This window comes from Methylobacterium aquaticum (assembly GCF_001043915.1).
Taxonomy (GTDB): Bacteria; Pseudomonadota; Alphaproteobacteria; order Rhizobiales; family Beijerinckiaceae; genus Methylobacterium; species Methylobacterium aquaticum.
The window spans coordinates 35,617-47,442 of sequence record NZ_LABX01000040.1 but is presented as its reverse complement, the minus strand read 5'-3'; the positions used below and the strand labels follow the sequence as shown (position 1 = coordinate 47,442).

The following is an 11,826-nucleotide window of genomic DNA, read 5'->3' as shown; positions in this document are numbered from 1 at the left end:
AAACGCTTGCGGCGCTCGGGCCCCCGCCCGCGGCCAACGACGAGCCGGGGCCCGAGCGCCGCAAGCGTTTCGTGGTGCATCACGGCGGCAGGCTGTGACGAAGCCGCCCGTTAACCAATCCGCCGGCATCCTCGCCGGAGCCGGCCGGTCCGCGCCGGGGGTGTCGAGCGGGATGGGTCGGGCGTGATGGCGAGCGTGATGGATCGGTCCGCTTCGTTGCGCGTGCGTCCCCTCCCCCTGCATGCGGTGGCCGACAAGCGCCGGCACCGCCGCGTCGCCGTGTCCCTGCTCGGGCGCTACATGCTCGCCGACCGGCAGGAATATCCGTGCCAGACCGTCGACATGTCCCCGGGCGGCGTGCGCCTGACCTGCGCGGTGGGCGGCGAGGTCGGCGAGCGCATCGTGATCTATCTCGACCATGTCGGGCGGATCGAGGGCACCATCGCCCGGGTCCTGCCGGACGGCGTCGCGGTGACGATCAGCGCCACCCTGCGCAAGCGCGACAAGATCGCCTCGCAGCTCACCTGGCTCGCCAACCGGGCGGCGCTCGGCCTGCCGGAGGACCGCCGGCACGAGCGCGTGGTGCCGCGCCACACCCTCACCACCCTGCAACTCGAGGACGGGCGCGAGATCGCCGCCCGCATCGTCGACGTCTCGCTCTCCGGCGCGGCCATCGCCTGCGAGGCGGCGCTTCCCCTCGATTCCAGCGTGATCGTCGGCCGCACGCCGGCGCGCGTTGTGCGCCCGTTCAAGGGCGGCGTCGCGGTCGAGTTCCGGCTGCCGCTGTCGCCGGATCGGTTTGACGAGACTATCGTGCTTTAGGGCCCGACCCTTGCCATCTATCACTTTTAAGGGTGTCGTTGACGGTTGGGTGGGTGGTGTGATCCAGGCTTCCCGATGAGGGAGCTTGTGGCTTTGTGAGTGGGATCAGAGCCGTCGCGGCTGGGCTGATTGATGAGTTCAAGCACCGTCTGCCGCAGCAACGCAAGACGCAGCGTGACAACCTCGCCTTGCTGGTCGCGACGATGCTGGAGGTCCGCAGCGCCAACCTGATGGATCTGGCGGCGTCTCTGCCCCGCGAGGCGGAGCGGACCGACATGCGCTATCAGTGGATCGCGCGTGTCCTGGGCAATCCTCTGATCGATCCCGATGGTGTGATGGCGCCCTTTGCCGCCGAGGTGCTGGAGCAGGCTGCGGCGGAACCCGGCGGGATCGTGTTGATCCTCGATCAGTCGAAGCTGTCGGAGCGCCATCAGGTGCTGATGGTGGCGGTCCGCCACGGCAAGCGCGCCCTGCCGCTGGCTTGGCGGGTCGCCGCGACGGCAGGCGCGATTGGCTTTGCGACGCAGAAGGACCTGCTCGACACGGTGGCGCCGTGGCTGCCGGCGAGCGCCGCAGTGTGCTTGATGGGCGATCGGTTCTACGGCACGGCCGATCTGATCGCGCTGTGTCAGAAGCAGGGCTGGGACGACCGGCTGCGGCTCAAGGGCACGCTGACGGTCAGGGACAAAGCGGGCCGGACCACGGCGGCGGCACGGGCGAAGAGCAGGGACTTCTATCTCGAAGGCGTGGAGTTGACGGCGCAGCGAGCCAAGACCCAGATCGGCATCATCCACGATCCCGGCCATGATCAGCCTTGGATCGTCGCGATGTCGGACAAGCCAAGCTACCGGACGACGCTGGAGTATTCCGAACGCTGGGCGATCGAGCCGATGTTCTCCGATTTCAAGTCGCGCGGCTTCGGTATCGACAACACACAGCTTCGCTACCCTGACCGGCTCGCCCGTCTGCTGCTCGTGATGGCCCTGGCTCTCTACAGTGCCGTCTCGACCGGGCGGTGGGATGAGGTCCATTATCCCACCCCCGCCGAAAAAAGATTTGAAACGGCAACCCGCCAAGGTGGCGCGCTCCAAGCTGTCACGCTTCATGCGTGGCCTCCGCCGCATCGCCAGGCTCATGCAGGCCCTGTGCCCGCTACCACCCCTCTGGAAGACTTAAAACTGATAGATGGTCAGGAAGGGCTCCCGAAGCCTTTGCGATTCCCGGAGCCCTCCTTCGAGGTTAGTCGATCGACGATCGACTAATGCGTCGGCATGAGGTGAGGATGATCCCAGCTGCCACACCTTTTGGGCACGCAATCCGCGCAAACAGCCCCAGGATGATGTCGCGGGTGGGACGGCTTGGCGGGACGGCGGAATCGCACCGTCCTATCCTGGGGATCCGTCGAACCGAGATCCGGGACTGCGAGCGGCTTCACGGGACAAAATCTGCCCGCGCGATCGGGGAGCGAGCGAGCGGAAGGAGGCGATGCCTCACCGCACCGCCGGCACCTCGTCCGACAGGACCGGCACCGGCCTCGCCGAGAACGTCCACAGCCGGTGGCCGAGGAAGTTCCAGAACACCACCACCCCGGTCGCCAGGCCCTGCGCGGCGAAATAGGGCAGGCCGAAACCGCGGGTGAGGACCGCCATGATGAGCCAGGTGAGCCCGAAACCGATCGCCGCCACGAGGCCGAAGCGCCACGCCGCCTCGGCGTGCGGCCGGGCGCTCGCATAGGTCAGGCGGCGGTTGAGCCCGTAGGAGATCACGGCGCCGGCGAGGTAGCCGGCCAAAGCCGCCCGCACCGGGTCGGCGCGGCCGGTCTCGACCAGGATGACGAGCACGGCGTAATGCACGGCGAGCGCGGCGAGGCTCACCCCGACATAAGAGAGGAATTGCCGCGCGAGGGCCGCCAAGGCGTCGCCTCTTCGCGGATGCGGTCTCGGTTCGCTCGCCACGACGCAACTCGACAAGGCACGGGATCGATCGCGGCAGCCCAGGCCGCCGTTGTCTGTCTAACGCACGGCACTGAACCGAAGATGACCCGAATGCGTCGAAACCTGCGTCATCGTTGCAGGCGGGCCGCCACCTTCCGGCCGAGCCAGCGCGGCATCAGCCGGGCGCCGAGCACCGCCGCCCGGTTGGCCGCCCCCGGGATCACCACCGCCCGCCCGGCGAGGTAGCCGGCCACTGCCGCCTTCGCCACCGCCTCCGCGGTCATGATGGAGCCGGTGAAGCGCTTGGGGCCACCGACATCGGCCCGCTGCGAAAACTCCGTCGCGGTGGCGCCGGGGCAGACGGCCGTGACCGTGACGCCGTGCGGCCGCGCCTCCTCGTAGAGCGCTTCCGACAGCGACAGGAGATAGGCTTTGCTGGCGTAATAGGCCGCCATGTTCGGGCCGGGAAGGTAGGCGACCACCGAGGCGACGTTGAGGATGCCGCCGGACCGGCGGGCGATCAGCCCCGGCAGCACCAGCCGGCTCAGGACCGTCGGGGCGGTGACGTTCACCGCCACCATCTCGGCCTGGTCCCGGGCCGGCAGGGCGGCGAAGCGGCCGCGCAGGCCGAAGCCGGCATTGTTGACGAGGGTGTCGAGGGTGAGGCCCCGGGCCTCGATCGCCGCAATCAGCGCTTCCGCGGCGCCCGGCGCCGCCAGATCCGCCGGCACCACGACGGCCGGCACGGGCAGCTCCGCGGCCAGCGCCTCCAGGCGCTCCGCCCGTCGCGCGCTCAGGATCAGCGGTCGCCCCCGAGCCGCGAATCCCTTCGCGATCGCCACTCCGATTCCGCTCGACGCGCCGGTGACCAGCGTCCAGCGCGCCTCTCCCCCCTGATCCATGACCTCGGCCACACCCTTCCCCTGATCTGTACGCCTATGCTAAGGGCGCCCAACGCAATCCCCGCCGCTTCCGCCCAGTCCGCTTCCCGCCTCGCACGCCCCGACCGGGCCAAGACGCCGGATCCGAGGAACGAGGCAGCGCGCCGCACGAGTCTGAAGCGTCCGATGCCCAAGCGCACCGATCTCTCCTCCATCCTCATCATCGGCGCGGGCCCGATCGTCATCGGGCAGGCATGCGAGTTCGACTATTCCGGCACGCAAGCCTGCAAGGCCCTGCGCGAGGAAGGCTACCGGATCATCCTCGTCAACTCGAATCCGGCGACGATCATGACCGATCCGGATCTCGCCGACGCGACCTATGTCGAGCCGATCACCCCGGAGATCGTCGCCCGCATCATCGAGAAGGAGCGGCCCGACGCCCTCCTGCCGACCATGGGCGGGCAGACCGCGCTGAACTGCGCCCTCTCGCTCAAGCGCATGGGCGTGCTGGAAAAGTTCGGCGTGCAGATGATCGGCGCCACCGCCGAGGCGATCGACAAGGCGGAGGACCGCAGCCTTTTTCGCGATGCGATGACCAAGATCGGCCTGGAGACGCCGAAATCGGCGCTCGCCAACGCCTCCGCCGCCAAGAAGGCCGACCGCGAAAAATACCTCGCCGAGGTGGCCCGCATTGAGGCCGCCGAGAGCGACCCGGCCTCCCGCAAGGCGGCGCTCGCGGCCTTCGAGAAGAAATGGGCGTCGGGCGAGAACGACCGGCGCAAGCGCTACGGCGAGCATGCGCTCGGCCAGGCGCTGGTGGCGCTCGCCGAGGTCGGCCTGCCGGCGATCATCCGGCCCTCCTTCACCATGGGCGGCACCGGCGGCGGCATCGCCTATAACCGGGAAGAATTCCTCGACATCGTCGAGCGCGGCATCGACGCCTCGCCGACCAACGAGGTCCTGATCGAGGAATCGGTCCTCGGCTGGAAGGAATACGAGATGGAGGTCGTCCGCGATCGTGCGGATAACTGCATCATCGTCTGCTCGATCGAGAACGTCGACCCGATGGGGGTCCATACCGGCGATTCGATCACCGTCGCCCCGGCGCTGACGCTGACCGACAAGGAATATCAGCGCATGCGCGACGCCTCGCTGGCGGTCCTGCGCGAGATCGGCGTCGAGACCGGCGGCTCGAACGTGCAATTCGCCGTCGACCCGGCCACCGGCCGGATGATCGTCATCGAGATGAACCCGCGGGTCTCGCGCTCCTCGGCGCTCGCCTCGAAGGCGACCGGCTTCCCGATCGCCAAGGTCGCGGCCAAGCTCGCGGTCGGCTACACCCTCGACGAGATCGCCAACGACATCACCGGCGGCGCGACCCCGGCCTCGTTCGAGCCGACGATCGACTACGTCGTCACCAAGATCCCGCGCTTCGCCTTCGAGAAATTCCCGGGCGCCGAGCCGACCCTGACCACCGCCATGAAGTCGGTCGGCGAGGCGATGGCGATCGGCCGCACCTTCGCGGAATCGCTCCAGAAGGCGCTGCGCTCCCTGGAGACCGGCCTGACCGGCCTCGACGACATCGAGATCGAGGGGCTGGGCAAGGGCGACGACCGCAACGCCATCAAGGCGGCGATCGGCACGCCGACCCCGGACCGGCTGCTCAAGGTGGCGCAGGCCCTGCGGCTCGGCGTCAGCCACGAGGAGGTCCACGCCTCCTGCAAGATCGACCCGTGGTTCCTGGAGCAGCTCCAGGGCATCATCGACCTCGAGACCAAGGTGAAGCGCTTCGGCCTGCCGAAGACCGCGGGCGCCTTCCGCCAGCTCAAGGCGGCAGGTTTCTCGGATGCGCGCCTCTCGGTGCTGGCCAGGATCGAGGAAGGGGCGGTGCGGGCCGCCCGCCGGGCGCTCGACGTGCGGCCGGTCTTCAAGCGGATCGACACCTGCGCGGCCGAGTTCAAGTCGCCGACCGCCTACATGTACTCGACCTACGTCGCGCCCTTCGCCGGCGCGGTGGCCGACGAGGCGCAGCCCACGGACGCCAAGAAGGTCATCATCCTGGGCGGCGGCCCGAACCGGATCGGCCAGGGCATCGAGTTCGATTATTGCTGCTGCCACGCCTGCTTCGCGCTCACCGATGCGGGCTACGAGACCATCATGGTCAACTGCAACCCGGAGACGGTGTCGACCGACTACGACACCTCGGACCGGCTGTATTTCGAGCCGCTGACCGCCGAGGACGTGCTGGAAATCATCGAGACCGAGCGGCAGGCCGGCACGCTGCACGGCGTGATCGTGCAGTTCGGCGGCCAGACGCCGCTGAAGCTCGCCCGCGCCCTTGAGGAAGCGGGCGTGCCGATCCTCGGCACCTCGCCGGACGCGATCGATCTGGCCGAGGACCGCGACCGCTTCAAGCGCCTGCTCGACAAGCTGCATCTCAAGCAGCCGAAGAACGGCATCGCCTATTCGGTGGAGCAGAGCCGGCTGATCGCCGCCGATCTCGGCCTGCCCTTCGTGGTGCGGCCGTCCTACGTGCTGGGCGGGCGCGCCATGGCGATCATCCGCGACGAGACCCAGTTCGCCGACTACCTGCTCGACACCCTGCCGAGCCTGATCCCGTCGGACGTCAAGGCGCGCTACCCCAACGACAAGACCGGCCAGATCAACACGGTTCTGGGCAAGAACCCGCTCCTGTTCGACCGCTACCTGTCGGACGCGATCGAGGTCGACGTCGATGCGGTGTCGGACGGCAAGGACGTGTTCATCGCCGGCATCATGGAGCATATCGAGGAGGCGGGCATCCATTCGGGCGATTCCGCCTGCTCGCTGCCGCCGCGCTCGCTGTCGCCGGAGACCATCGCCGAACTGGAGCGCCAGACCCGCGGGCTGGCGCTGGCGCTGGAGGTCGGCGGCCTGATGAACGTGCAATACGCGATCAAGGACGGGGTGATCTACGTCCTGGAGGTCAACCCGCGGGCCTCCCGCACCGTGCCGTTCGTCGCCAAGGTGATCGGCGAGCCGATCGCCAAGATCGCCGCCCGGGTGATGGCCGGCGAGCCCCTCGCCTCCTTCGGCCTCAAGCCCAAGACCTTGGCCCACATCGCCGTCAAGGAAGCGGTCTTCCCCTTCGCCCGCTTCCCCGGCGTGGACGTGCTGCTCGGGCCGGAAATGCGCTCGACCGGCGAGGTGATCGGCCTCGATCGCGGCTTCGGCGTCGCCTTCGCCAAGAGCCAGCTCGGCTCGGGCACGAAGGTGCCGAGGGCCGGCACGGTCTTCGTCTCGGTGCGCGACGACGACAAGGCGCGCATCCTGCCGGCCATGACGCTGTTGGCCGAGCTCGGCTTCACGGTGCTCGCCACCGCGGGCACCCAGCGCTACCTCGTCGAGAACGGCGTGCCCGCCACCCGCATCAACAAGGTGCTGGAGGGCCGCCCGCACGTGGTCGACGCGATCAAGAACGGCGACATCCACCTGGTGTTCAACACCACGGAGGGCGCGGGCGCGCTGTCCGACTCCCGGTCGCTGCGCCGGGCCGCCCTCTTGCATAAAGTGCCGTACTACACCACTCTTGCGGGGGCGATGGCTGCTGCCGAGGGGATCAAGGCGTATCTCGAGGGTGATCTCGAGGTGCGGGCCTTACAGGAATATTTCGCGGCTTAAGTCGAAAAACCGCGAACGAGACCGACATCATCCCCTCGCGCCCGCGCGAGACAATCGGAAACAGGCCCGGTCGGGAGGCTTACCCTCTCGCCGGGCCGATTATTTGTGACGCGAGACGACGACGATGGACAAGGTTCCGATTACGGTACGGGGATTCGCGGCTCTCGAGGCAGAGCTGAAGCGCCGTCAGCAGGAGGAGCGTCCGCGGATCATCCAGGCGATCGCGGAGGCCCGCGCGCTCGGCGACCTGTCGGAGAATGCCGAATACCACGCCGCCAAGGAGGCGCAGTCGCACAACGAAGGCCGGGTGCTGGAGCTGGAGAGCCTGATCTCCCGCGCCGAGGTCATCGACGTGTCGAAGCTCTCCGGCTCGAAGATCAAGTTCGGCGCCACCGTCAAGCTAATCGACGAGGACACCGAGGAGGAGAAAACCTACCAGATCGTCGGCGAGCCCGAGGCCGACGTGCATGCCGGCCGGGTCTCGATCACCTCGCCGATCGCCCGCGCGCTGATCGGCAAGGGCGTCGGCGACACCGTCGAGGTCGTCACCCCGGGCGGCGGCAAGTCCTACGAGATCGTCGGCATCCAGTTCGGCGCATAACGCGCCGAAGGACGTTCGGCACTCCCGCGAAGCGTTGCCGGAATGGCCGTCCGGGTCTATTTCCGGCCTGACGAGGTCGCCCCGTCGGGCGCCATGGAGACGATCCGGATGCTGCGCTGGTGCAAGTCCTTGGTCGGCGAGTTCTTGCTCGGCAAGTTCTTGGTCGGCAAGACCCTGATCGGCAAGACCCTGATCGCGGCTGCCCTGGTGACGGCCGCCGTGCCGGCGAGCGCGCAGGACGCGGCCCTGCCGCCGACGACGCGCTTCTCCGCCATCCGGGTCGATGTCCGTCCGCTGCTGGCCACCGGCCTCAACAGCTACGCCGAGGGCGTGCGAGCCGAGTTGCAGGCGGCTTTGGCCAAGACCTTTTCCGACCGGGTCGGCGGCCCCGGCCCGGTCCTGGTGGTGCGGGTGACCGGCCTGTCGATCAACCCCTATGCCGGCAGCGAGACCCGCGGCGGCGGAGGCGGACGGGGCAGCGGCGGCAATGCCACCAACACCGACTATCTCGAAGGCGAGGCCCTGGTGGTCGACCGCGCCGGCACCGTGCTGCTGCGCCATCCCCAATTGTCGGCCACCAACGCCAGTTCGGGCGGGGCGTGGTACGATCCGGCATCGGAGGGACGGCGGGTGGCCTATATCGCCGGGCATTACGCGGCTTGGTTGAAGCGGGGGTTGGGGCTGGAGTGAGCCCCGGGACGTAAGCTGGACGATATGCCGACGGCCCACCTCCTGTTCGGCTTCCTCGGTGCGGGCAAGACGACCCTGGCGCGGGACCTGGAGCAACGGCACCGAGCGGTGCGGTTCACGCCTGACGAGTGGATGGCCCGCCTGTTCGGCGAGGACCCGCCCGCCGACACGTTCCCGCAGCATGCAGCAGCGATCCTCGACCTGATGGAGCCGATCTGGACCCGGTGCCTGCATCTCGGCCTCGACGTGGTGCTGGATTACGGGTTCTGGCGCCGCGCCGAGCGCGACCATGCCCGCCACCTGGCGGAAGCCTGTGGTGCCCGCGCGATCCTCTACAAGGTCGAGTGCCGGGAAGAGGAGGCGTGGCGGCGGGTGGCGACTCGGAACGGGCGGGCAGAACGCAGCCTGTACATCGCCTCGGAGACGTTCGACGCGCTGAAGGGGCGGTTCGAGCCCCTGCACGCAGACGAGGCATTCGTCGCGGCGACATCGCGGCAATGCTGATCCAACAGGATTCGGGACAACCCCTCACCGGCCCCACCCCACAAGGTCATCCCGGGGCCGCGCAGCGGGTGTCATGGGCGGGGTGGTGTCTTGCCCCACCGCCTCTCGTAAAGTGAGGCGACAGAAGCGGCGCAGGGGTGACGCCAGCCCCCGCCCACCCGGACGCCCACGATGGAACTCAAGTGGATCGAGGACTTCCTGAGCCTCGCCGAGACCCGCAGCTTCTCGCGCTCGGCGGAGATACGGGCCGTCACCCAGTCGGCCTTCAGCCGGCGCATCCGGTCCCTCGAAGTCTGGCTCGGCACCGCGCTCCTCGATCGCAGCACCTACCCGATCACGCTCACGGCGGATGGCCGCCAGTTCCTGGAGACCGCCGAGGAGGTGGTGCGGCTGCTCACCCTGAGCCGGGCCGATTTCCGCGCCCGCAGCGACGGCGCCGGGCTGCCGGTGGTGACGATCACGGCGCTTCACTCGCTCTGCCTGTCGTTCCTGCCGCGCTGGCTCGGCCGAATCCGTGACGCGCTGGGGCCGGTGGCGAGCCGGGTGCTGCCGGACAACTTCAACATCTGCGTCCAGGCGCTCGTCGAGGGCGGCTACGACCTGCTCCTGACCTATCACCACCCGGGCATCCCGATCCCGCTCGATCCCGAGCGCTATCCCTGCCGGATCGTCGGCCGCGACAGCCTGGCGGCGGTGGCCTCTCCGCGCGGGCTGGTACCGGACACCAGGGGCCGCCTGCCTCTGCTGCAATATTCGCGCGGCTCCTTCCTCGGTCGCCTCGCCGGAATCGCGCAGGGCGGGGACGACGCGCCGGCGACCTATCCGGTCCACACCAACGAGAACTCGATGGCCGAGGCGCTGCGCTCGATGGCCCTTGGCGGCCACGGCATCGCCTGGCTGCCGCGCAGCCTGGTCGAGTCCGAGATCCGGGCCGGGGCGCTGACGGTGCTCGGCCGCGAGATGCCGATGGACATCCGCCTCTACCGCAGCGCCGAGCGCCACCGCTCCTTCCTGGACGAGGTCTGGGCCGTCGCCGCGGAGGATCCGCCAAACTATTCGGATGCGGAATAGTTCATCCCAACCATAGCATTGGCCGCGCCGGCCCTGCGGGATTATTCCGCCGCGATCCGGTGACGGCACCGCGGGGTCTCGACGAACCCGCCGAGGCGGATCCCGGTCCAACCCGTCCCCCGACGCGGCCTTGTCCCCTGCGCGCCCTCTGGCGCGCCGGCGCGCGGTCGCGCGCCCACCATCCCTGCGTCAGGAGCCATCCCTTGACCGCCATCGCGACCCGCATCGAGCACGATCTTCTTGGCGACCGGGAGGTGCCGACCAGCGCCTATTACGGCATCCACACGCTGCGCGCCGTCGAGAACTTCCCGATCACCGGCATGACGCTCGCCACCTGCCCGGACCTGATCCGGGCGCTCGCCGCGATCAAGCAGGCGGCGGCTTTGGCCAATCGCGAACTCGGCCTGCTCGATACGGAACGCTGCGACGCCATCGTGGCGGCCTGCATCGAGATCCGCAACGGCGCGCTGCACGACCAGTTCGTCGTCGACCAGATCCAGGGCGGGGCCGGCACCTCGACCAACATGAATGCCAACGAGGTGATCGCCAACCGGGCGCTCGAACTCCTCGGCGCCGCGCGCGGCGATTACGGCCGGCTCCACCCCAACGAGCACGTCAATATGGGGCAGAGCACCAACGACGTGTATCCGACGGCGCTGAAGATCGCCGGGATCGGGGCGATCCGCCGCCTCGTCGACGCCATGGCGGCCCTGCGGACCAGCTTCGCGGCCAAATCGGAAGAGTTCCGCGACATCCTCAAGATGGGCCGCACCCAGCTCCAGGACGCGGTGCCGATGACGCTCGGCCAGGAATTCGGCACCTATGCGCGGATGCTGGGCGAGGACGAGGCGCGGCTCTGCGAAGCGGAACTCCTGATCCGCGAGATCAACCTCGGCGCCACCGCGATCGGCACCGGCATCACCGCCCACCCGCTCTATGCCGGCCTGGTGCGCGAGCGGCTCTCGGCCATCACCGGGATCCCGCTCGTCACGGCGGAAGACCTCGTCGAGGCGACCCAGGATTGCGGCGCCTTCGTGCAGGTGTCGGGCGTGCTCAAGCGCGTCGCCGTCAAGCTGTCGAAGACCTGCAACGACCTGCGCCTGCTCTCGAGCGGCCCCCGCGCCGGCTTCAATGAGATCAACCTGCCGGCGCGCCAGGCCGGCTCCTCGATCATGCCCGGCAAGGTCAACCCGGTGATCCCGGAGGTTGTCAACCAGGTCGCCTTCGAGGTGATCGGCAACGACGTCACGATCTCCTTCGCGGCGGAAGGAGGCCAGCTCCAGCTCAACGCCTTCGAGCCGGTGATCGCCTACAGCCTGTTCCGCAGCCTCGCCCATCTGGAGGCGGCCTGCCGCACCCTCGACGTCCATTGCGTCCAGGGCATCACGGCAAATCGCGAGCGGCTGCGCGCCAGCGTCGAGACCTCCATCGGCATCGTCACGGCGCTCAACCCGTATATCGGCTATCGCAACGCCACCGCCGTCGCGATGGAGGCCCACGCCACCGGCCGGGGCGTCTACGATCTCGTGCTCGAAAGGCGACTGATGGCCAAAGACCAGCTCGACCGGGTCCTGCAACCCGACCGGCTGACGCATCCGCAGGCCCTCACCGTGGCCTGACGCACGCCATCAGTCAACGGACGGAAACGCCAGACATCCGTGGA

9 protein-coding genes and 1 pseudogene are annotated in these 11,826 nt (G+C 68.8%); 8 read left to right on the top strand and 2 right to left on the bottom strand.

Annotated features, from left to right (window positions below):
- Window positions 1-198 precede the first annotated feature (198 nt).
- Window positions 199-822, top strand: coding sequence for a PilZ domain-containing protein (locus VP06_RS05565; RefSeq protein ID WP_048462836.1), 624 nt, complete (start codon window positions 199-201; stop codon window positions 820-822).
- Window positions 823-917: 95 nt separating this feature from the next.
- Window positions 918-1,877: pseudogene (locus tag VP06_RS05560) on the top strand (transposase); the annotation flags it as partial.
- Between the two features lie 435 nt (window positions 1,878-2,312).
- Here the strand turns inward: VP06_RS05560 and VP06_RS05555 are convergent.
- Both VP06_RS05555 and VP06_RS05550 read right to left on the bottom strand, forming a co-directional pair.
- On the bottom strand, window positions 2,313-2,735 hold the full coding sequence (locus VP06_RS05555) for a GtrA family protein (protein ID WP_063928348.1): 423 nt from the start codon (window positions 2,733-2,735) through the stop codon (window positions 2,313-2,315).
- A gap of 149 nt (window positions 2,736-2,884) precedes the next feature.
- A complete protein-coding gene (locus tag VP06_RS05550; protein ID WP_048462834.1) occupies window positions 2,885-3,658 on the bottom strand; it encodes an SDR family NAD(P)-dependent oxidoreductase in 774 nt (257 codons plus the stop codon).
- Window positions 3,659-3,823: 165 nt separating this feature from the next.
- Here VP06_RS05550 and carB point away from each other — a divergent pair, with 165 nt between their 5' ends.
- The 6 genes from carB to aspA all read left to right on the top strand — a co-directional run bounded on the left by carB (window position 3,824) and on the right by aspA (window position 11,782).
- On the top strand, window positions 3,824-7,297 hold the full coding sequence (gene carB / locus VP06_RS05545; RefSeq protein ID WP_048462825.1) for a carbamoyl-phosphate synthase large subunit: 3,474 nt from the start codon (window positions 3,824-3,826) through the stop codon (window positions 7,295-7,297).
- A 124-nt stretch (window positions 7,298-7,421) separates the two neighbouring features.
- The gene (greA, locus tag VP06_RS05540; protein WP_048428844.1) at window positions 7,422-7,898 is read left to right on the top strand and encodes a transcription elongation factor GreA; all 477 of its coding nucleotides are present in this window, start codon (window positions 7,422-7,424) and stop codon (window positions 7,896-7,898) included.
- A gap of 42 nt (window positions 7,899-7,940) precedes the next feature.
- Complete coding sequence (locus VP06_RS05535) at window positions 7,941-8,588, top strand: hypothetical protein (RefSeq protein WP_245291069.1); 648 nt, start codon at window positions 7,941-7,943, stop codon at window positions 8,586-8,588.
- 24 nt (window positions 8,589-8,612) lie between these two features.
- Window positions 8,613-9,092: a P-loop nucleotide/nucleoside kinase family protein gene (locus VP06_RS05530; protein ID WP_053081543.1), complete on the top strand. Its 480-nt coding sequence runs from the start codon at window positions 8,613-8,615 to the stop codon at window positions 9,090-9,092.
- 171 nt (window positions 9,093-9,263) lie between these two features.
- On the top strand, window positions 9,264-10,163 hold the full coding sequence (locus VP06_RS05525; RefSeq protein WP_048462824.1) for a LysR family transcriptional regulator: 900 nt from the start codon (window positions 9,264-9,266) through the stop codon (window positions 10,161-10,163).
- A 203-nt stretch (window positions 10,164-10,366) separates the two neighbouring features.
- Window positions 10,367-11,782, top strand: coding sequence for an aspartate ammonia-lyase (gene aspA / locus VP06_RS05520; RefSeq protein ID WP_048462823.1), 1,416 nt, complete (start codon window positions 10,367-10,369; stop codon window positions 11,780-11,782).
- Window positions 11,783-11,826 lie beyond the last annotated feature (44 nt).

Excerpts from the sequence above, each read along its gene's own strand:
- VP06_RS05530 (WP_053081543.1), top strand. The coding sequence starts at position 8,613 with ATGCCGACGGCCCACCTCCTGTTCGGCTTCCTCGGTGCGGGCAAGACG.
- VP06_RS05535 (WP_245291069.1), top strand. The coding sequence starts at position 7,941 with ATGGCCGTCCGGGTCTATTTCCGGCCTGACGAGGTCGCCCCGTCGGGC.
- VP06_RS05565 (WP_048462836.1), top strand. The coding sequence starts at position 199 with ATGGATCGGTCCGCTTCGTTGCGCGTGCGTCCCCTCCCCCTGCATGCG.
- VP06_RS05525 (WP_048462824.1), top strand. The coding sequence starts at position 9,264 with ATGGAACTCAAGTGGATCGAGGACTTCCTGAGCCTCGCCGAGACCCGC.
- carB (WP_048462825.1), top strand. The coding sequence starts at position 3,824 with ATGCCCAAGCGCACCGATCTCTCCTCCATCCTCATCATCGGCGCGGGC.
- greA (WP_048428844.1), top strand. The coding sequence starts at position 7,422 with ATGGACAAGGTTCCGATTACGGTACGGGGATTCGCGGCTCTCGAGGCA.
- VP06_RS05550 (WP_048462834.1), bottom strand. The coding sequence starts at position 3,658 with ATGGATCAGGGGGGAGAGGCGCGCTGGACGCTGGTCACCGGCGCGTCG.